Origin of the sequence: Lentzea sp. NPDC004782 (genome assembly GCF_040609115.1) — a bacterium.
GTDB lineage: Bacteria > Actinomycetota > Actinomycetes > Mycobacteriales > Pseudonocardiaceae > Lentzea.
Map to the genome: position 1 here is coordinate 1 of NZ_JBEXJN010000089.1, position 19,975 is coordinate 19,975.

A 19,975-nucleotide genomic window follows, 5' to 3' on the forward strand; every position below is an offset into this window, starting at 1 on the left:
GCTGCTTGGACGGCGTCTACGACGTATACCGCGTGACCACAGCCTCGTAATCCACCTGGCAAATGATGAACGGCGCTTTTGTCCACCTCAGGTGGACAAAAGCGCCGTTCATCGTGTGAAGAGTTAGTTGGCGACCAGCGCCGACTTGATGTCGACCGGGGTCTTGGGCTTGCCGTCGCCCTGGCCCGGCGTCTGCGAGACCGTGCCGGTCTTGGCGACCTCGTCGATCTTCTTCAGCGACTCCTCGTCGACCGTGCCGAAGACGTTGTACTTCGGCTGCAGGTTCGAGCCGTCGCCGTAGACGATGAAGAACTGCGAACCGTTGGTGTCCGGACCCGAGTTCGCCATGGCGAGCACGCCGCGGCCGTAGGTGAGCTCCGGGTAGACCTCGTCCTTGAACGAGTAGCCGGGGCCGCCCATGCCGTTGCCGCCGGGGTCGCCGCACTGCAGGACCTGGATGCCGGTCACCACGAGGCGGTGGCACGTGGTGTTGTCGAAGTACTTCTGCTTCGCCAGGTTGATGAAGTTGTTCACCGTGCAGGGGGCCAGCGACCGGTCGAGGTTGAACTTCAGGTCGCCGATCGAGGTGCCGAGCGTGACGCCGACCGTGCCGGTCGTGGGCTGCTCGCCGTTCGCGGGCGGGGTGTTCTCCTTCGCCGCCGGCTCCTGGCCCTTGGTGTACTCACAGTTCACCTTGGCCGGCAGCGGCTGCGGCCGCTTCGGGATCTGGTGCATCGCGGTGGGGATGTTCTCCGCCTTGTCCACCGACTCCTGCTTGGGTGTCTCCGAGGCGGCGGCGTCACCGTTGCCGAAGTCGTGGGTCGCGAGCCACCACACACCACCTCCGACGAGCGCAACAACGACGACCGTCGAGACGACGGCGATGATACGACGCTTCTTGGCCCGCGCCTGGCGGTAGACCATCTGACGCTCAAGCTTGCGCTTGGCTGCCGCGCGTCGCTGCTCGTTGGTGGGCACGTGCTCCCTCCCCAGGGACTCATGCGAAAAGGGCGGACGGCTCGGGAGTCTAGGGCCTGCGCATATGAGCTTTGTGTGGTGGTTAGGCTAGGCATGACCAGGGAGGTAGTTTTCGTGCTCGTCATCGGGTTCCCCACTGGTGCGCTCCAGGCGAACTGCTTCGTCCTGGCGGCCGGTGAGGGCGAGCCCTGCGTGATCATCGATCCCGGTCAGGACGCGGTCGAGCCGATCGAGCAGGCCCGGCGCAAGCACCGGCTCGCGCCGGTCGCGGTGCTGCTCACGCACGGGCACTTCGACCACACCTTCTCCGTCACGCCGGTCTGCGACGGCAACGACATCCCCGCGTACATCCACCCGGACGACGTCGAGATGCTCGCCGACCCGCTCAAGGGCATCAGCCGCGAGTCGGCCGCGTTCTTCGGCGGCAACCTGGAGATGCGCGAGCCGAGCGAGGTCCGGGAGTTGAAGGACGGCACCGACCTCGACCTCGCCGGGTTGAAGATCACCGTCGACCACACGCCGGGCCATACCGGCGGGTCGGTGATGTTCCGCTCCGGCGTGCAGGAAGGGGGTCGCCTGGTGATCTCGGGTGACACGCTCTTCGCCGGTTCCATCGGACGCACCGACCTGCCTGGCGGTGACCACTCGCGCATGCTGTCGTCTCTGCAGAACAAGGTCCTGACCTTGCCCGACGACACGGTGGTGCTGCCCGGCCACGGCCCGACGACGACCATCGGCCGCGAGCGTGCGACGAACCCCTACCTGCTCCAGCTGCAGGACGCACCAGCTGCCCCGCACCGAGGACTCTGAGAGACGTGTTTTCCGCACCCAAAGGCGTTCCCGACTACATCCCGCCGACGTCCGCCGCGTTCCTGCACGTCCGGTCGACGCTGACCCGTGCCGCCGAGCTCGCCGGCTACGGCTACGTCGAGCTGCCGGTCTTCGAGGACACGGCGCTGTTCGCGCGCGGTGTCGGCGAGTCGACCGACGTCGTGTCGAAGGAGATGTACACCTTCCTCGACCGCGGCGACCGCTCCATCACGCTGCGCCCCGAGGGCACGGCGGGCGTGATGCGGGCCGTGATCGAGCACAGCCTCGACCGCGGCCAGCTGCCGGTGAAGCTCTACTACGCGGGCCAGTTCTTCCGCGCCGAAGCCCCGCAGGCCGGTCGGTACCGGCAGTTCCACCAGGTCGGCATCGAGGCCGTCGGCGTGGACGACCCGGCGCTCGACGCCGAGGTCATCGCGGTCGGTGACGCCGGGTTCCGCGCGCTCGGGCTGACCGGGTACCGGCTGGAGATCACCTCGCTGGGCGACTCGAACTGCCGTCCGGCGTACCGGGGGTTGCTGCAGGAGTTCCTGGCGAAGCTGCCGCTGGACGAGGCGACCCGCCAGCGCGCTGAGCTGAACCCGTTGCGGGTGCTCGACGACAAGCGGCCCGAGGTGCGCGCGATGGTCGCCGACGCGCCGTTGATGGTCGACCACCTGTGCGACGCGTGCCGTGAGCACTACGAGCTCGTCAAGGGGTACCTGACCGAGCTGGGCGTGAAGTTCGTCGAGAACCCGCGCATGGTCCGCGGTCTCGACTACTACACGAAGACGACGTTCGAGTTCGTCCACGACGGGCTCGGCGCGCAGTCGGGCATCGGCGGCGGTGGCCGGTACGACGGCCTGATGGCGCAGCTCGGCGGCCAGGAGCTCTCCGGTGTCGGCTTCGGCCTGGGCGTGGACCGGGCGCTGCTCGCCGCGCAGGCCGAGGGCGTGCTGCCGGAGTTCAGCCGGGTCGACGTGATCGGCGTGCCGCTGGGCGAGGCCGCGCGGGCCCGGCTGGTGGCGATCGCGGGCGAGCTGCGCGTGGCCGGCGTGCGAACCGACCTCGTCTACGGCGGCAAGTCGATGAAGGCGGGCTTCAAGGTCGCCGACAAGTCCGGTGCCCGGTTGGCGCTGGTGCTCGGTGAGCGCGACCTGGAGGCCGGTCTGATCGGGCTGAAGACGCTGGCCACCGGCGAGCAGGTGTCCGTGGCGCTGGCGGACGCGGTCGGCGCGGTGCTCACCGCGCTGGACCCGGCAGCCGCCGACGTGGTGGCCGGGGTGCCCGGTGGGGCCGAGGCGCTGGCGTCGGACCTCGGCGCCGAGGCGGTGCGAGAGCAGCCGTGAGCTCCGACGACAAGCTCGTTCTCGATCTGCTGGACAAGGAGACGGTCCGCAAACGTGCGCGCATGGTGGCGATCGGCGGCCTGATGGTCGCCCTCGCCTTCGGCGCGATCGTCGGGTTCATCGGCGGCCGCTGGGCCGGCATCATCGCGTTCCTGATCGTGTCGCTGCCGGTCGTGCTGCTCGCGCTGTCCGAGGCCCGCCGCACGGTGTGGCTCGAAGGCACTGCGGTGCACGTGCGGGCGTTCGGTACGCGCACCGTCGACCTGGCCACCGCAGACTCGCTGGACCTGCTGGTCACGGACATGCGCGGCGCCCGGACCGTCGGCCTGTTCGTGCGCGGCGGCAAGAGGGCGATCAACATCGCGCTGTCGATGTACTCGGGTGTCGGTGGCCGGGAGATGGGCATCTACCAGCTGCGCCGGTTGGCCGACACTTTGGCGGCCCGTGGCGACACGCCGGGGCTGGTGTTCTCGGAGCTGCTCGTCGCCCAGCTGCGGGCCGAGGCGCGCGGGCTCGCCGCCCCGGAACGCCCGCTGTACCGGCTGGGCTCGCTGGCGCCGGCGGGCCGGATGGCCCAAAAACTCCATCCGGACGCCGTCTCCAAGTTCGTGACCTCGCTCGACTGACGCCCCACCCCGGCCAGCCGGGTGCTCGATGAACGGCGCATTCGTCCACCTCACGTGGACAAATGCGCCGTTCATCGAGGACGACCGGGCGGGGCTAGGTGCCCCAGAGGCCCGAAGGTGGCGCGGGGGAGAGGGTGGCGGTCGCGTCGGTGGTGACGGGTGCGCCACCGATGAACTTCGTCAGGCCCGTGCCGTGCTCGACGCGGCCGGGGAACGGGTCACCGGCCGTGGCACGGGTCAGCTGCTGCATCGGCAACCCGGTGTGCGAGCCGAAGATCACGAAGTTGCCGAACCGGCGGCCCCGGAACACGCCGGGCTCGGCCAGCACGCAGACGTGCTCGAACACGGCGCGGACGGTCGCGCACTGGGCCCGCGCGAACTGCAGTCCGTTGCCGTCGCCGATGTTCGCCGCGTAGACCCCGTCCTCGACCAGCGCGGCGGACGCCTGCCGGACGTACTCGACCGACGTCAGGTGCGCGGGCGTGCGGGCACCGGCGAAGCAGTCCGTGACGATCAGGTCGAACGACGCCGGACGGCTGCGGGCGAGCACGGCGCGGGCGTCCCCGGTGGTGATCTTCACCCGTGGCGGCGGCGGGAGCTCGCGGCGGATGAACGCGATCAGGCCCGCGTCGATCTCGGCCACCTGCTGAGACGACCGGGGCAGCAGGTCCGCCACGTAGCGCGCCAGCGTGAGAGCACCACCACCCAGGTGGAGCACCCGCGAAGGCGCGGTGAGATCGACGATGTGACCCAGCCGCCGGACGTACTCGAACTCCAGGTAGGTCGGGTCGTCGAGGTCCACATGCGACTGTGGGGTTCCGTTGACCCGCAACGTCCACGAGTTCCGTCCACCCAGGTCCGGGACGAGCTCGGCGACGCCGGAGTCGATCGACTCGGTGATCGCCTCTGTGTCGGGCCGTTGTCTTCCCACTGCTCTATTGTCTCACCGGACGTGTCAGTCCAGAGGAGGACCCAAGTGCAGGTTATCGCCAACATCCTCATCGCCTTGGTGGCGTTGATTCACCTCTACATCGTGGTGCTGGAGATGTTCCTCTGGACGACACCGCGTGGCCAGAAGGCGTTCGACCTGACCCCCGAGTTCGCGCAGGAGACCAAGACGCTCGCCGGGAACCAGGGCCTCTACAACGGTTTCCTCGCGGCCGGTCTGATCTACGCGCTGATCCGGCAGGACTTCGGCGCGGCCGTGCTGTTCACGGTGTTCGTGATCGTCGCGGGCGTCTACGGCACGTTCACGGCGAGCCGGAAGATCTTCTTCGTGCAGGTGGTGCCTGGCGCGCTGGCGCTGCTGTTCGTGCTGCTCGCGCACTAGGACGTTCCCACGGCCCCTTGTCGGGGTCGTAGCCGATGAAGAGGTCGCCCTCGATCCGGTTCCGCCGCGGCTTGGCCACGGGCTTCGCTTTGGCTTTCGCGGCGGGCTTCTCGGGCTCCGGCCCGGGTTTCGGTTCGGCGGGGGCGACCTCTTGGCGCACCGCGACGAGCGCGGCCAAGGCGGTGGTCACCGGCACCGCCGCCACCAGGCCGATGCTGCCGACCAGCGTGCGGACGATCTCCTGGGCGATCTGCTGCGCGCTCAGGATCTCGCCCAGCGACCGGCCCGCCAGCGAGATCGCGAGCAGCAACGGCAGCGCCGCACCCGCGTAGGCCATCACGAGCGTGTTGACCACCGACGACATGTGGTCGCGCCCGATCCGCGACCCCGCGGCGAACAGCTCGCGCCACGTCAGCTTCTCGTTGGCCCGCCGCAGCTCCCACACCGCGCTGGTCTGCGTCACGGTCACGTCGTCGAGCACGCCCAGCGCGCCGATGAGCGTGCCCGCCAGCAGCAGCCCGCGCGTATCGATGTCGGTGCCGAGCACGGTGACGAGGTTGATCGTGTCCTCGTCGAGCCCGGTCAGCTTCGACACCACCGAGAACAACGCGCCCAGCACGCCGATCAACGCGAGGCTGACCAGCGTGCCGAGCACCGCCGTGGACGTTCTCGCGGACACGCCGTGCGTCAGGTAGAGCACCCCGAACATGATCAGTCCGGCGCCGACGACCGCCACGAGCAGCGGGCTCTCGCCGGCCAGGATCGACGGCATCACGAACAGCACCAGCACCACGAAGCTCAGCAGCAACGCGCCGAGCGCCGCGAGGCCCTGCCACCGTCCGAGCAGGAGCACCGCCGCCGTGAAGAGCAGGGCCAGCACGACGAGCGACCACCCGCGCTGGAAGTCGACGATCTGGTACGACTCGGCGGCCTGCGGCTGGCTGCCCGAATAGGACAGCACCACCTCGTCGCCGATCTGGAAGTGCGGGGCGCCCGGGCCGTGCGCGGTCGGGATCGTGATGGTCTGCCCGTTGGCGTCGCCGCTGGTCATGCGCACGGTCACGGCGATGCACTTCTCGCCGCAGTTCTCCTGCATGCCGGTGACGACCGCGTTGACCGGTTTCTGGTGCAGCCCGACCGCGGCGCCGGTCTTCTGCTCGTGCCCGAACGGGTAGAGCAGCACCGCGCCGACGATCGTGGCCAGCGCCAACGGCACCAGCAGCCACATCAGCAACGTGCGGACGCGTTGCGAGGCGGGTTCTGCTGGCTGCGCGTGGCTATGCCCGTGACCGTGACCCACGCGAGACATCCTGCCCCATGAGCTGTTCGACGGCAGTGACGGCTGTGGTGAACCTGTCGTCCGTGAGTTTCCGCCACGGCACCCCGCGCCGCGCGAGCTCGCGTTCGAACAGTCCGGTCATCCACTCCCGCAGGTGCTCGCCGTCACGCCAGCCGTCCTGTTCGAACGGAACGCCGACGTGGTCGGTCAGCAGGTACAGGTCCGGTTCGGTGCCCTGGAAGACGTTCGGGCGGAAACCTAGGTAGCGCTCGCCCCAGACGGTCGCGGCGAACGCGTCGTTGTCCGCCACGACCAGCGGTGCGGTCTCGGCCTGGATGCGGCGTTCCTGTTCGCGGGCAACGTCTTCGAAGTCACCGAGCGTCCACACCAGACTGTCCACCGCGGCGTCCGCGCGGAACGCCCGTGCGGCGCGCAGCTTGTGCTCGGTGTGTTCGCGGCCGTACTCGGGGATCCACGGTGCGGCGAAGTGGTCGGCGAGCTGCTTCGAGAGCGTCGTCGTACCGGTGCTCTCGGCGCCGAGGACCACGACCTTCCACCCGAGTCCGCGCTGCGTCGCGGGCGCGAGGTGGTGCCAGTTCGCGAACGGGTCGTTCCGGACAGCGGTGCCGGAAACGGCGTGCGTGACGCGGTCCAGGTCGACGAGCACGTGCCGCGCGCCCAGCCGTCCGGCCAGTTCGTCGCCGTACTTCTCGCTGGAGAACACGACGTCCACAGGTGCCTGCGCGGGATCTCCGTCGGCGATGGCGCGCCGGGCGAGCACCGCCTTCGCCAGTTCGACGTGCAGGCTCCAGACCTCGTCGGAGTCGAAGTCCATCGGGTGGTCGTCGAGGTCGCCGATGATCCGCACGCCGGGGGTCGCGCGGTGCGTCTCGGTCAGCCAGCGCACGCGGTCGTCGAGCGGGATGGTCTCCGTCGACGCCGCGAGCACGGTGACGGTCGTGCGTTCGCTGCGGGCCGCCGCGGTCTCGATCAGGTGATGATGGCCGTTGTGCGGTGGGTAGAACTTGCCGAGCACCAGCGCGTGGCCGAACTCCTTCATACGCGCACCACGTCCTTGCTCCACGACCGCAGCCCGATCACGCACAGCACCATGAACCCCACGTACAACACCGCTGTCAGATAGAGGTCCTTGTACGCGTAGAGCGGCACGTAGATCACGTCCGCGGCGATCCACAGCCACCACGACTCGACCTTCTTGCGCGCCTGGCCCCACGTGGCGAGCAGTGAGAGCACCGTCGTGACCGAGTCCCAGAACGGCACGGTCGACTGCGTGAACGACATCAGGATCCAGTGCAGCAGGCCGGTTCCGAGCACGCCGGCGACCGCGAGCCAGGTCCACTGCTGGGACGTCGTGCGGGTGACGTGCAGGACGCTGTGCTGGTCACCGCCGCGCAACCACGCCCACCAGCCGTAGACCGCCAACGCGATGTAGACGACTTGCAGGCCGGAGTCCGCGTACAGGCCGCTGGTCCAGAACAGCACGAGGAACGCGATGTTGTTGGCGATGCCGATGGGCCAGTTCCAGGGGTTCTGGCGGGCGACGAGCCATACACACAGTGCGCCGGTGATGAAGCCTGCTACCTCAACGGGTGACACGCGCTCTCCTTGACCGATGTTCGAACATGTGTTCGAATCGATGATGTGCGATGGGACGGACAGAAACTCGAGGCAGAGCCGCAGCAGGCACTACCGGGGCTACCGGGACTGGTGCGCAGCGTACGAACTCCTGAGTTCGCGGACGTGGTGTTCCACGAGGTCCGCGCCAAATCCGTGCTCAACGGAGTGCCGGGGTCGTCGCTGCCCTTCTCGTGGACGGTGAACCCGTACCGGGGGTGCTCACACGCCTGCACCTACTGCCTGGCCGGTGACACCCCGGTCCTGATGGGCAACGGGCGCACCAAACCGTTGTCCCAGTTGCGGGTCGGCGACGAGATCTACGGCACCGAGCTGGTCGGCAACTACCGCCGCTACAAGCTGACCACCGTGCTGGCGCACTGGGAGACGCGCAAGCACGCGTACCGGCTGACGCTGGAGGACGGCACGTCGGTCGTCGCGTCCGGTGATCACCGCTTCCTGACCGATCGCGGCTGGAAGCACGTGACGGGCGAAACCGCGGGCACGGGCCGCCGTCCGCACCTCACGACCGGCAACAAGCTGATGGGCACGGGGGCTTTCGTCGAGCAGCCCGACGTGACCGACGACTACCGCCGCGGCTACCTGCGCGGCATGGTCGACGACGAGAACGAGTTCCGCATTCCGTTGGCCGACATAGAGGCCATGGACCGCACACAGGAGTACCTCGACTACTTCGGTGTGCGAGAGGGGAGGGGATTTCTGCACCAAGTGCGCGAGCTCGCGCACTGGCAGATAGCCCCGAACCCGGACTGGCTCAAGGGTTTCCTGGCCGGTGCGTTCGACTACTTGGGGACCTGCTCACGCAGCATCCTGCGGATGTCGACGCGCAACGCGACCGTCGTCGAGGCGATCTGCCTGGCGTTGAAGCACTTCCACTTCGACTTCGCGATCGAGGAGCTGCGCCGCCGGCGCGGCGTCCGGGTCGTGCGCCTGCGCGGCGGCCTGCGGGAGAACCTGCGGTTCTTCCACACCGTCGACCCGGCGATCACCCGCAAGCGCGACATCGACGGCGTGGCGATCAAGTCGCAGCAGCCGTTGGGCGTGGTGTCGGTGGAACCGCTGGACGAGATGACGCTGTACGACATCACGACCGGCACCGGTGACTTCATCGCCAACGGAGTGGTGTCGCACAACTGCTTCGCGCGCGGCACACACTCCTATTTGGATCTCGACGCCGGCCGCGACTTCGACAGCCAGCTGATCGTCAAGGTCAACGCGGGGGAGGTGCTGTCGCGCCAGCTGCGGTCGCCGAAGTGGAAGCAGGAGCACGTCGCGCTGGGCACCAACACCGACCCGTACCAGCGGGCGGAGGGGCGGTACGCCTTGATGCCAGGGATCATCGAGGCCCTGACCGCCTCCCGCACGCCCTTCTCGATCCTGACGAAGGGCACGGTGCTGGCCCGCGACCTGCCGTTGCTGACCGCGGCGGCCGAGGTCGTGCCGGTGGGCATCGGGGTTTCGCTGGCGTTGATGGACCGCGATCTGCACAAGTCGCTGGAGCCGGGCACTCCCACGCCCGCGGCCCGGCTGGAGCTGGTGCGCAAGGTGCGGGAGGCCGGTCTGCCGTGCGGGGTGTTCGTGGCTCCGGTGCTGCCCGAGCTGACGGATTCCGCGGAGCAGCTGGACTTCCTGCTGGAGCAGATCGCGGCGGCCGGCGCGACCGGGGTGACGGTGCTGCCGCTGCACCTGCGTCCTGGTGCGCGGGAGTGGTTCGCCGCCTGGTTGCGGCGCGAACACCCGGATCTCGTCGAGACGTACCGGTATCTGTACGGTTCCGGGTCCTATGTGGACAAGAGGTACCGTGCCCGGTTACGTGCGCGGGTGGTGCCGTTGATCGAAAAGCACGGCCTGGCACCGCGCGGCCGTGCCACCGACGCCGTCACCGGTGTGCCCGGCGACGACGACGGCGTGTGGCCCGACGGCAGCCTGCCGGTGGGTGTGCCGGCGCCGCGCGTGGACCAGGAACAGCTCACCCTGCTTTGATCCGGTCGAGCTCCGGAAGTCGTGTTCGCAACCCAGTGCCTGGTGAGGTGGATGAAGGGCGCCTTCCTCCACCTGGTGTGGATGAAGGCGCCCTTCATCCACGTAACTGCCCGGCTGTGATGAGAGTGCGAACGGCCTCGAGCGATCGGTGTTGCCGTCAGGCCCAGCCGCCCTGGACCATCGTCTGGAACTTCCACTCGCCGCCGACCTTCACCAGCAGGTCGCCGTAGCGCACGGTCATCCCGTTGATCGTGCCGTCGGTGATCACGAAGGCCAGGTTGTCGTTGATGAAGTGCGGGGTCCTGACGGACTCCATCTGCACGTCCCCGCCGAGCTGGGCTCCCATTTCCTCGATGAACCTCGCGCGGTCCCACGACGTGGCCGAACCGTCCGTGACCGTGTTGATGGGGAACAGGGCCATGTCGGCCATCTGCTCGACGTCGCCCTTCACCGCGAGCTCGTCCCACCGCGCGAACCACCGCATGATCTCGTCGTACGCCATACCGTACATCGTACGGACTTTAGGTCCTGCCGACCACTGCCGCGGCGTCTTCGCTGGTCACGAGCTTGGCGCCGAGTCCGGCCGCGGTGAACGCGGCGAGTGCTTCCGGTGCCTGGCGTTCGCTCGTCTCGCTCATGAGGTGGCCGCCGGGCCTGAGCCAGACCGCGGCCTGGGCGGCCACTCGTCGGAGGATGTCGAGGCCGTCCGTGCCGCCGTCGAGCGCGATGCGTGCCTCGAAGTCGCGGGCTTCGGGTGGCATGAACTGGATGTCGTCGGTGGGCACGTACGGCACGTTGGCGACCACGACGTCGATGTGGCCCTTTATGTGTGTTGGCAGCGCGTCGAACAGGTCGCCTTCGAACACGTTCGTGAGGTTCTTGCGCGCGCACTCGGCCGCCACGGGGTCGATGTCGGCCGCGTAGACCGTCGCGTCGGGAAGCCTGTGCTGGATCACCGCGCCGATCGCGCCCGAGCCGCAGCACAGGTCGACGGCGAGGCTGGGCTTCAGCTCGACGGCCAGGTCGACCAGCAGTTCGGTGCGGTGGCGCGGCACGAACACCCCCTGGGTGACCGTGATGCGACGGCCGCAGAACTCCGCCCAGCCGACGACGTGTTCGAGCGGCAGGCCCTGGACCCGTTGCGTGACCATCTCTTCGAGGTGTTGCGGGGACGTGGCGGCTTCGTGGAGCAGGGCGGCTTCGTCCTCGGCGAACACGCAGCCCGCGGCCCTGAGTCGATCGACTGTGCTCATCGCGCCGGACGCTAGCAGCGGCATTTACAAGCAGGCTTGACTGTTTGTTTGTGGGCCGGAACACTCGGGGCCGTGGAGACGAGGCAGCGCCAGGCCGACCGCACGCGCGAGACCAAGCGGAAGCTGATGGAGGCGACGGTCGAGTGCCTGGTGGAACGTGGCTGGTCAGGCACCACGACGACCGAGGTGGCCGAACGGGCGGGCGTGTCGCGCGGCGCGCAGCTGCACCACTTCCGGACCCGCGGTGAGCTGGTCGCGGCGGCCGTGGAGCACGTGGGCGCGGAGAGCGTCGAGGTGCTCAAGCGGCGGGCGGAGATCGCGGACAAGAGCACGCATGCCGTGGTGGAGCTGATCGCGGACTTCCACGCGAGCGACCTGTTCACCGCGGCGCTGGAGCTGTGGGTGGCGGCGCGCACGGATCCGGAGCTGCGCTCGCAGGTGCTGGAGCTGCAGGCGCGGCTGGGGCGCGAGGTGTACGCGCTGGCGCTGGAGCTGCTGGACGTCGACGACACGAAACCGGGCGTGAAGGACGCCGTGCAGGCGACCCTGGACCTGGTCCGCGGTCTGGCGCTGGCCAACCAGCTGGCCGACGACGGCAAGCGCCGCGCACACGTCGTGCGGTACTGGGCGAAGATGCTGGAGGAGCAGCTGTGATCACCGAACTGCTGGCCGATCTCGACGCCGAGTCGCAGGAGCTCGACGCGCTTGTCGCCGATGCCGACCTGACTTTGCCGACGCCGGCCGAGGGCTGGACGATCGGGCACCAGATCGGCCACCTCATGTGGACGGACAAGGCCGCGATCCTCGCCATCACCAACCCCGAGGCGTTCCAGGCGCAGCCGCTCACCGCGGACGTCGTGGACCGCACGGCCGCGGAGGCGGCGGTGCTGCCGGACCTGTTGCCGTTGTGGCGCAACGGCCGTGCCGTGCTGCGGGAACACCTCGCGACCGCCTCGGGGAAGATCGTGTGGTTCGGGCCGCCGATGAGCCCGGCGTCGATGGCGACCGCGCGGCTCATGGAGACGTGGGCGCACGGGCAGGACGTCGCGGACGCGCTCGGCGTGGTGCGGGAGCCGACCTCGCGGCTCCGGCACGTGTGCCACCTCGGGGTCCGGACGATGGGATTCGCCTTCCTGCTCAACGGGCTGGCGGTGCCGGAGGCGGAGGTTCGGGTCGAGCTGACCGGGCCCGGCGGCGAGCTGTGGACGTGGGGGCCCGAGGGTGCGGAGAACCGGGTTTCCGGGCCTGCGCTGGACTTCGCGTGGCTGGTGACGCAGCGGCGCAACCGCAAGGAGCTGGCCATCGAGGCGGTGGGGCCGGTGGCGGAGGAGTGGATTCCGATCGCGCAGGCCTTCGCCGGGCCGCCGGGAGGTGGCCGGTGATCAGGATCGGCAACGCCTCCGGCTTCTACGGCGATCGGCTGTCCGCCGTGCGGGAGCAGTTGGAAGGCGGTGAGCTCGACGTCCTGACCGGCGACTACCTCGCCGAGCTGACCATGCTCATCCTCGGGCGCGACCGGATGAAGGACTCGGGTCTGGGCTACGCCAAGACGTTCCTGCGGCAGATGGAGGACTGCCTGGCGCTGGCGCTCGACAAGGGCGTCAAGATCGTCGTCAACGCCGGCGGGCTGAATCCCGAAGGGTTGGCGCGCAAGCTCGACGCCAAGGTCGGCTACGTCACGGGCGACGACCTCAAGGCGCGGTTCCCCGAGGCGTTGACCGCCAACGCCTACCTCGGCGCGTGGGAGATCGCCGACTGCCTCGACCAGGGCGCGCAGGTCGTGGTCACCGGGCGCGTGACCGACGCGAGCCTCGTCGTGGGCCCCGCCGCGGCGCACTTCGGATGGGCGCGGGACGACTGGGACAAGCTCGCGGGCGCCACGGTCGCGGGGCACGTGCTGGAGTGCGGGACGCAGGCCACCGGCGGGAACTACTCGTTCTTCACCGAGATCGACGCGACCCGGCCGGGGTTTCCGATCGCGGAGGTCGACGAGGACGGGTCCTGCCTGATCACCAAGCACGACGGGACGGGCGGAGCGGTCACGGTCGACACCGTCACGGCGCAGCTGTTGTACGAGATCGGGGCGCCGGAGTACCTCGGGCCGGACGTCACCACGCACTTCGACACGATCGAGCTCGAAGAGCACGCCAGGGGCGTGAGGATCAGCGGCACCAAAGGCAGTCCGCCGCCGGACACGCTCAAGGTGTGCCTGAACACGTTGGGCGGCTTCAGGAACGCCACCACGTTCGTCCTGACCGGCCTCGACGTCGTCGCCAAGGCCGAGCTGGTCAAGCGGCAGCTCGAAGAGGCCATCGGTGCCGAAGGGCTGACGTGGACGCTGGCCAGGACCGACCACCCGGACGCCGACACCGAGGAACGGGCCAGCGCGTTGCTGCACGTCACGATCAAGACGCCGGATCCCGAGCGGGCCAAGGGGTTCGGCCGGGCGGCGGTCGAGCTGGCGCTGGCGAGCTATCCCGGCTTCCACGTCACGGCGCCGCCGGGTGACGGGACGCCGTTCGGGGTGTACCGGGCGGCGTACGTGAACCGCGACGAGGTCAGTGCGAAGGCGGTGTTGTTGTGAAGCGGCCGCTGGGAACGATCGTCGGTGCGCGCAGCGGCGACAAGGGCGGGGACGCGAACCTCGGCGTCTGGACGCGCACCGAAGAAGCGTACGAGTGGCTCAACGGCTTCCTCACGACGGAGAAGCTCAAGGAGCTGCTGCCGGAGGCGGGCGAGGTCAGCCGGTACGAGCTGCCCAACCTGAAGGCGCTCAACTTCGTGCTGCACGGGCTGCTGGGGGACGGCGTGGCGAGCAGCACGCGGTTCGACCCGCAGGCCAAGGGCCTCGGTGAGTGGTTGCGCGGCAGGGAAGTCGAGATCCCGGAGGCGCTGCTGTGATCACCAAGGATCTGTTCGACGAGCGCAAGGAACTCCGTCAGCTCGTCCGCGACTTCACGCGGAAGGAGATCGTCCCGCACATCGCCGACTGGGAGAACCAGGGCGAGGTGCCGCGCGAGCTGCACCAGAAGGCCGCGGAAGCCGGGTTGCTGGCCATCGGGTTCGAGGACGGCGACCTGCTCGACTCGGTCGTGCTGACCGAGGAGGTCATCCAGGCGGGCGGGTCGAGCGGGCTGATCGCGGCGCTGTTCACGCACGGCATCGCGATCCCCCACATCTGGCAGAGCGGGAACGAGGACCTGATCGAGCGGTTCGCGAAGCCGGCCATCAGGGGCGAGAAGATCGGCAGCCTCGCGGTCACCGAACCCGGTGCCGGATCGGACGTCGCGAACATCCGGACCAGGGCGGTCAACCAAGGCGATCACTACGTCGTCAACGGCACCAAGACGTTCATCACCTCGGGGTGCCGCGCGGACTTCGTCACGACGGCGGTGCGGACCGGTGAGCCGGGGTACCAGGGCATCTCGCTGCTGGTGATCGAGGACGGGTTCACGCGCCGCAAGCTCGACAAGATGGGCTGGCACTGCAGCGACACCGCTGAGCTGCACTTCGACGACGTGCGGGTGCCGGCGCGCAACCTCGTGGGCGCGGAGAACGCCGGGTTCGTGCAGATCATGCGGCAGTTCCAGGTCGAGCGGGTCACGATGGCCGTCGAGGCGTACGCGACGGCGCAGCGTGCGCTGGACCTGACCGTCGAGTGGACGCGGAACCGGGAGACGTTCGGCAAGCCGCTGATCAAGCGGCAGGTGGTCGGGCACAAGCTCGCCGAGATGGCGCAGAAGATCGACCTCGTGCGCACGTACACGCGGGAGGTCGCGGCGCGGGTCGCCCGGGGCGAGGACGTGATCACCGAGGTGTGCTTCGCGAAGAACGCGGCCGTGCAGGCGTGCGGTGAAGTGGTGGACGCGGCGGTGCAGCTGCACGGCGGCATGGGGTACATGCGGGAGTCCGAAGTGGAGCGTCACTACCGGGACGCCCGCATCCTCGGCATCGGGGGCGGGGCGACCGAAGTGATGACCGAGCTCGCGGCACGACGATTGGGGTTCGCCTGATGGGCAACAGGGAGGCGCTGCTCGCGAAGATCGCGGAGCTGGACGCCGAGCACGCGAAAGCGCTTGCGGGAGGTGGGCCGAAGTACGTCGAACGGCACCACAAGCGCGGCAAACTCCTTGCGCGCGAACGGGTCGAGTTGCTGATCGACGAGGACAGCCCGTTCCTGGAGCTGTCGCCGCTCGCCGCGTGGGGCACCGACTTCCCGGTCGGCGCCAGCGTGGTCACCGGTATCGGACGGGTCGAGGGCGTCGAGTGCGTGATCGTCGCGAACGACCCGACTGTCCGCGGTGGCGCGAGCAACCCGTACACGCTGCGGAAGTCGCTGCGGGCCAACGACATCGCGTTGCAGAACCGGCTGCCGTTGATCAGCCTGGTCGAGTCGGGTGGCGCGGACCTGCCGACGCAGAGCGAGATCTTCATCCCGGGCGGCCGGGCGTTCCGCGACCTCACACGGCTGAGCGCGGCGGGCATCCCGACGATCACGGCGGTGTTCGGCAACGCCACGGCCGGTGGCGCGTACGTGCCGGGCATGTCCGACCACGTGATCATGATCAAGGACCGCTCGAAGGTGTTCCTGGGCGGCCCGCCGCTGGTCAAGATGGCGACCGGCGAGGACGCGGACGACGAGTCGCTCGGCGGCGCGACCATGCACGGCACCGCGTCCGGGCTCGCGGACTTCGTGGCGGAGGACGAGACCGACGCGATCCGCCTGGCCCGTCGGGTGGTGGCGCGGCTGAACTGGCGCAAGCAGGGGCCGGAGCCGTACGAGGTCGAAGAGCCGCTGTTCGACACCGACAGCATCCTGGACATCGTCTCCGAGGACCAGCGCGTGCCGTTCGACCCGCGCGACGTCGTAGCGAGGCTCGTCGACGGGTCGAAGTTCGACGAGTTCAAACCGTTGTACGGCAACAGTCTCGTCACCGGGTGGGCCAGGATCCACGGCTATCCCGTCGGCATCCTCGCCAACGCGCGCGGCGTGCTGTTCAGCGAGGAGTCGCAGAAGGCCACCCAGTTCATCCAGTTGGCGAACCAGAGCGACACGCCGCTGGTCTTCCTGCAGAACACCACCGGGTACATGGTCGGCGCGCAGTACGAGCAGGGTGGCATCATCAAGCACGGCTCGATGATGATCAACGCCGTGTCGAACAGCCGGGTGCCGCACCTGACGATCACCATGGGCGCCAGCTACGGCGCGGGCAACTACGGCATGTGCGGCCGGGCCTACGACCCGCGGTTCCTGTTCACCTGGCCGAACGCCAAGTCGGCCGTGATGGGTCCCGCCCAGCTCGCCGGCGTGCTGTCGATCGTCGGACGGCAGGCCGCCGCGGCCAAGGGGCAGGAGTACAACGAGGAGCACGACGCCGCCATGCGCAGGATGGTGGAGGCGCAGATCGAGGAGCAGTCGCTGGCGCCGTTCCTGTCCGGCAAGCTCTACGACGACGGCGTGATCGACCCTCGCGACACCAGGACCGTGCTCGGCCTGTGCCTCTCCGCTGTCCACAGCGGACCGATCAAGGGCGCCGACGGCTTCGGCGTCTTCCGGATGTGATGACCCCAGTGATCAAGACGCTGCTGATCGCCAACCGCGGTGAGATCGCCCGCCGGATCATCCGCACGTGCCGGAAACTCGGCATCCGCACGGTCTCGGTCTTCTCCGACCCGGACGCGAACGCCCCGCACGTGCGGGAGGCCGACTTCGCGGTCAGCCTGCCCGGCGCGTCGCCCGCCGAGACCTACCTGCGCGGTGACCTGATCGCCGAGGCGGCGAAGCGGGCGGGCGCGGACGCCGTGCACCCCGGTTACGGCTTCCTCAGCGAGAACGCGGAGTTCGCGCGTGCCGTCGGCGCGGCCGGGCTGACGTGGGTCGGTCCCGCCCCGGACGCCATCGAGGCCATGGGGTCCAAGGTCGCCGCGAAGAAGCGCATGGCGGCGGCCGGCGTCCCCACCCTGCCGGAACTGGATCCGGAGACCGTCACCGAGTTCCCGGTGCTGATCAAGGCCTCGGCGGGCGGCGGCGGCCGCGGCATGCGGATCGTCCGCGAGCACGAGGAGTTCGCGGACGCGCTGGCCAGCGCGCGCCGGGAGGCCGAGTCGGCGTTCGGCGACCCGACGGTGTTCTGCGAACCGTTGCTGGAGCACGCCCGGCACGTCGAGGTGCAGATCCTCGCGGACGCACACGGCACGGTGTGGGCGCTCGGCGAACGCGAGTGCTCGATCCAGCGCCGCCACCAGAAGATCATCGAGGAGTCGCCCAGCCCGGCGGTCACCGACGACATCCGCAAGCGCTTGTTCGCGGCGGCGACGGCGGCGGCCGAGTCGATCGGCTACGTGGGCGCGGGCACCGTCGAGTTCATGCTGAAGGGCGAGGACTTCCACTTCCTGGAGGTCAACACCCGGCTGCAGGTCGAGCACCCGGTCACCGAACTGGTGTACGGCGTCGACCTGGTCGAATGGCAGCTCAGGATCGCCGAGGGTGCCGAACTCCCGGCAGCACCACCGGAACCGGACGGGCACGCCATCGAGGTCCGCCTCTACGCCGAGGACCCCGACCACGACTGGCGCCCGGCCAGCGGCACGCTGCACCGGTTCCACGTGCCCGGCGACGTCCGGCTCGACAGCGGCGTGGAGGACGGGTCGGAGATCTCGGTCCACTACGACCCCATGCTGGCCAAGGTGATCGCGCACGCGCCGACGCGCAGGGCCGCCGCCCGCAAGCTCGCGACGGCGCTGGAAAGCGCGCAGATCCACGGCCTGATCACGAACCGCCGGCTGCTCGTGGACGTCCTCGAACACGACGCCTTCCTCAAGGGCGAAACGCACACCGGGTTCCTGAGCGAGCACGCGTTCACCCGGACCGTTGATCCGCAACCGTTTGCGCTCGCCGCGGCACTCGCCCAGGCGGCCACCCGCAAGGTCGGGCACCTGCCGCTCGGGTGGCGCAACGTCCGGTCGCAGCAGCCGAAGGCGAGGTTCCTCTTCGGGGACAACGAGATCGAGGTCGAGTACGACCCGAAGCAGGCCACTCCGGACGTGGTCGTCCTGGAGCTGGACGGCGTGCGCACCCCGTTCCACGTGGCCCGGTACGGCGATCTGGTCGAGGTCGACTCACCGCGCGGCTCGGTGTCGCTGAAGGTCGTGCCGCGCTTCGGAGAACCGGAGACCAGGCTCGCGCCCGGCGCGACCGTCGCCCCGATGCCCGGCACGGTCGTGCGGGTCAGCGTGGCCCAGGGTGACGTCGTCGAGGCCGGGGCCGAGCTCCTGGTGCTGGAAGCCATGAAGATGGAACACCGCGTGCTCGCGACCAACGCGGGCACCGTCACCGAACTCCTCGTCGAGAAAGCCCAGCAGGTCAACGCGGGTGACGTCCTGGCCGTAGTGGAGGAACAGTGAGCTTCGTCGAGTCCGAAGAGCGGATCGCGCTCCGCAAGGCCGTGGCCGACCTGGGTGCCAAGTACGGCAACGAGTACTTCCTCGCCAAGGCCAGGTCGGGGGAGAAGGCCACCGAGCTGTGGGAGGAAGCGGGCAAGCTCGGCTACCTCGGCGTGGCCGTGCCCGAGGAGTACGGCGGCGGTGGCGGTGGCATCGGTGACCTCGCGGCGGTGTGCGAGGAACTGGCGGCGGCGGGATGTCCGTTGCTGCTCATGGTGGTCTCGCCCGCTATCTGCGCCACGGTGATCGCGCGGTTCGGCACGGAGGAGCAGAAGTCCAAGTGGCTGCCCGGTTTCGCGGACGGCACGCTGAAGATGGCGTTCGCGATCACCGAACCGGACGCGGGCTCCAACTCGCACCGGCTCAGGACGCACGTCCGGCGCGACGGCGACGACTGGGTCCTCAAGGGCACCAAGACGTTCATCTCCGGCATCGACGAGGTCGACGCCGTGCTCGTGGTCGCGATCCAGCAGACCGGCCCGGTCCTGGTGGTCGTGCCGACCGACGCAGAAGGCTTCACCTGGCACCAGATCGACATGGACCTGGTCGTGCCGGAGAAGCAGTTCACGCTGTTCTTCGACGACGTCCGGCTGCCGTCCGACGCCGTCGTGGGCTCGCCGGACCAGGGCCTGCAGCAGGTGTTCGCCGGCCTCAACCCCGAACGGATCATGGGCGCGAGCATGGCCACCGGTTCCGCGCGGCTCGCGATCGCCAAGGCCGTCGCGTACGCCCGGCAGCGGCAGGTGTGGGAGCACCCGATCGGCTCGCACCAGGGCCTCGCGCACCCGCTGGCGAAGATCCACATCGAGATCGAGCTGGCCAGGCTGATGACGCAGAAGGCGGCCGCGCTCTACGACTCCGGCCGCGACAAGGAGGCCGGTGAGGCCGCGAACATGGCCAAGTACGCGGCGGGTGAGGCCATCGCGGCGGCCGTCGACCAGGCCGTGCAGACCCACGGCGGCAACGGGCTGACGTCGGAGTTCGGCCTGGCGGCGATGCTCGGCATGTCCAGGCTGTCCCGCATCGCACCGGTCAGCAGGGAAATGGTGCTCAACTTCGTCGCGCAAAATTCGCTGAAGCTGCCCCGGTCCTACTGACACACTGCGGGGCATGGGGACTTTCCGCTCGTACGACGGCACCCGGCTCGCCTACCACGGCCCGGCAGGAGTGAACGATGAAGGGCGCCTTCATGCGGCGTCGATCGCGCCGGTGCGGACCGCGGTCTCCTGCAGCGTCAGGTCCTCGAACTGGACGACCTCGTAGCCGTACTT

The 19,975-nt window shown here is 69.2% G+C and carries 18 protein-coding genes and 2 pseudogenes; 13 read left to right on the forward strand and 7 right to left on the reverse strand.

What is annotated here, in order from left to right; translation table 11 throughout:
• Positions 1-123: 123 nt before the first annotated feature.
• The gene (locus ABZV40_RS42795) at positions 124-978 is read right to left on the reverse strand and encodes a peptidylprolyl isomerase (RefSeq protein ID WP_355455391.1); all 855 of its coding nucleotides are present in this window, start codon (positions 976-978) and stop codon (positions 124-126) included.
• Positions 979-1,092: 114 nt separating this feature from the next.
• Between ABZV40_RS42795 and ABZV40_RS42800 the strand changes: the two genes are divergently transcribed.
• The 3 genes and pseudogenes from ABZV40_RS42800 to ABZV40_RS42810 all read left to right on the forward strand — a co-directional run bounded on the left by ABZV40_RS42800 (position 1,093) and on the right by ABZV40_RS42810 (position 3,760).
• Complete coding sequence (locus tag ABZV40_RS42800) at positions 1,093-1,788, forward strand: MBL fold metallo-hydrolase (RefSeq protein ID WP_355455439.1); 696 nt, start codon at positions 1,093-1,095, stop codon at positions 1,786-1,788.
• Positions 1,785-3,044: pseudogene (gene hisS / locus ABZV40_RS42805) on the forward strand (histidine--tRNA ligase); the annotation flags it as partial. The gene ABZV40_RS42800 and the pseudogene hisS, both read left to right, overlap by 4 nt.
• A gap of 86 nt (positions 3,045-3,130) precedes the next feature.
• Positions 3,131-3,760, forward strand: coding sequence for a hypothetical protein (locus tag ABZV40_RS42810; RefSeq protein ID WP_355455393.1), 630 nt, complete (start codon positions 3,131-3,133; stop codon positions 3,758-3,760).
• A 94-nt stretch (positions 3,761-3,854) separates the two neighbouring features.
• Here ABZV40_RS42810 and ABZV40_RS42815 read toward each other — a convergent pair whose 3' ends face one another.
• Entirely contained in the window at positions 3,855-4,691 is an 837-nt protein-coding gene (locus ABZV40_RS42815; protein WP_355455395.1) for a fused MFS/spermidine synthase, read from the reverse strand.
• A gap of 45 nt (positions 4,692-4,736) precedes the next feature.
• On the opposite strand from ABZV40_RS42815, the gene ABZV40_RS42820 reads away from it, so the two are divergent.
• Positions 4,737-5,090, forward strand: a complete 354-nt coding sequence (locus tag ABZV40_RS42820; protein ID WP_355455397.1) for a DUF1304 domain-containing protein — start codon at positions 4,737-4,739, stop codon at positions 5,088-5,090.
• Here ABZV40_RS42820 and ABZV40_RS42825 read toward each other — a convergent pair.
• Genes ABZV40_RS42825 through pnuC form a run of 3 tightly spaced genes read right to left on the reverse strand, consistent with a single transcriptional unit; the run spans position 5,011 to position 7,986 of the window.
• Positions 5,011-6,390, reverse strand: coding sequence for a YibE/F family protein (locus tag ABZV40_RS42825; protein WP_355455399.1), 1,380 nt, complete (start codon positions 6,388-6,390; stop codon positions 5,011-5,013). The genes ABZV40_RS42820 and ABZV40_RS42825 overlap by 80 nt on opposite strands.
• Positions 6,368-7,429: an AAA family ATPase gene (locus tag ABZV40_RS42830; RefSeq protein WP_355455401.1), complete on the reverse strand. Its 1,062-nt coding sequence runs from the start codon at positions 7,427-7,429 to the stop codon at positions 6,368-6,370. Before ABZV40_RS42830 ends, ABZV40_RS42825 begins: the two co-directional genes overlap by 23 nt.
• Positions 7,426-7,986, reverse strand: a complete 561-nt coding sequence (pnuC, locus tag ABZV40_RS42835) for a nicotinamide riboside transporter PnuC (protein WP_355455403.1) — start codon at positions 7,984-7,986, stop codon at positions 7,426-7,428. Before pnuC ends, ABZV40_RS42830 begins: the two co-directional genes overlap by 4 nt.
• A gap of 45 nt (positions 7,987-8,031) precedes the next feature.
• Here pnuC and ABZV40_RS42840 point away from each other — a divergent pair, with 45 nt between their 5' ends.
• The gene (locus ABZV40_RS42840) at positions 8,032-10,008 is read left to right on the forward strand and encodes an intein-containing Rv2578c family radical SAM protein (protein ID WP_355455405.1); all 1,977 of its coding nucleotides are present in this window, start codon (positions 8,032-8,034) and stop codon (positions 10,006-10,008) included.
• A 157-nt stretch (positions 10,009-10,165) separates the two neighbouring features.
• On the opposite strand, the gene ABZV40_RS42845 is transcribed toward ABZV40_RS42840, so the two are convergent.
• Complete coding sequence (locus ABZV40_RS42845) at positions 10,166-10,510, reverse strand: nuclear transport factor 2 family protein (RefSeq protein WP_355455407.1); 345 nt, start codon at positions 10,508-10,510, stop codon at positions 10,166-10,168.
• A 19-nt stretch (positions 10,511-10,529) separates the two neighbouring features.
• Positions 10,530-11,261 carry a putative protein N(5)-glutamine methyltransferase gene (locus ABZV40_RS42850; RefSeq protein ID WP_355455409.1) on the reverse strand — a complete coding sequence of 244 codons (732 nt, stop codon included), beginning with the start codon at positions 11,259-11,261 and terminating at the stop codon, positions 10,530-10,532.
• 72 nt (positions 11,262-11,333) lie between these two features.
• On the opposite strand from ABZV40_RS42850, the gene ABZV40_RS42855 reads away from it, so the two are divergent.
• The 8 genes and pseudogenes from ABZV40_RS42855 to ABZV40_RS42890 all read left to right on the forward strand — a co-directional run bounded on the left by ABZV40_RS42855 (position 11,334) and on the right by ABZV40_RS42890 (position 19,967).
• Positions 11,334-11,915 (forward strand): TetR/AcrR family transcriptional regulator, encoded by a 582-nt coding sequence (locus ABZV40_RS42855; RefSeq protein ID WP_355455411.1) that lies wholly within the window; start codon positions 11,334-11,336, stop codon positions 11,913-11,915.
• A complete protein-coding gene (locus ABZV40_RS42860) occupies positions 11,912-12,643 on the forward strand; it encodes a TIGR03084 family metal-binding protein (protein ID WP_355455413.1) in 732 nt (243 codons plus the stop codon). The genes ABZV40_RS42855 and ABZV40_RS42860 overlap by 4 nt, the downstream gene beginning before the upstream one ends.
• Positions 12,640-14,162, forward strand: a pseudogene (locus ABZV40_RS42865) (acyclic terpene utilization AtuA family protein). The gene ABZV40_RS42860 and the pseudogene ABZV40_RS42865 overlap by 4 nt, the downstream one beginning before the upstream one ends.
• On the forward strand, positions 14,159-15,274 hold the full coding sequence (locus ABZV40_RS42870) for an acyl-CoA dehydrogenase family protein (RefSeq protein WP_355455415.1): 1,116 nt from the start codon (positions 14,159-14,161) through the stop codon (positions 15,272-15,274). The pseudogene ABZV40_RS42865 and the gene ABZV40_RS42870 overlap by 4 nt, the downstream one beginning before the upstream one ends.
• Entirely contained in the window at positions 15,274-16,824 is a 1,551-nt protein-coding gene (locus ABZV40_RS42875) for an acyl-CoA carboxylase subunit beta (RefSeq protein WP_355455417.1), read from the forward strand. The genes ABZV40_RS42870 and ABZV40_RS42875 overlap by 1 nt, the downstream gene beginning before the upstream one ends.
• 8 nt (positions 16,825-16,832) lie before the next feature.
• A complete protein-coding gene (locus ABZV40_RS42880) occupies positions 16,833-18,665 on the forward strand; it encodes a biotin carboxylase N-terminal domain-containing protein (RefSeq protein WP_355455419.1) in 1,833 nt (610 codons plus the stop codon).
• Complete coding sequence (locus ABZV40_RS42885; protein ID WP_355455421.1) at positions 18,662-19,801, forward strand: acyl-CoA dehydrogenase family protein; 1,140 nt, start codon at positions 18,662-18,664, stop codon at positions 19,799-19,801. Before ABZV40_RS42880 ends, ABZV40_RS42885 begins: the two co-directional genes overlap by 4 nt.
• A 13-nt stretch (positions 19,802-19,814) precedes the next feature.
• Complete coding sequence (locus ABZV40_RS42890) at positions 19,815-19,967, forward strand: hypothetical protein (protein ID WP_355455423.1); 153 nt, start codon at positions 19,815-19,817, stop codon at positions 19,965-19,967.
• Positions 19,968-19,975: the final 8 nt, after the last annotated feature.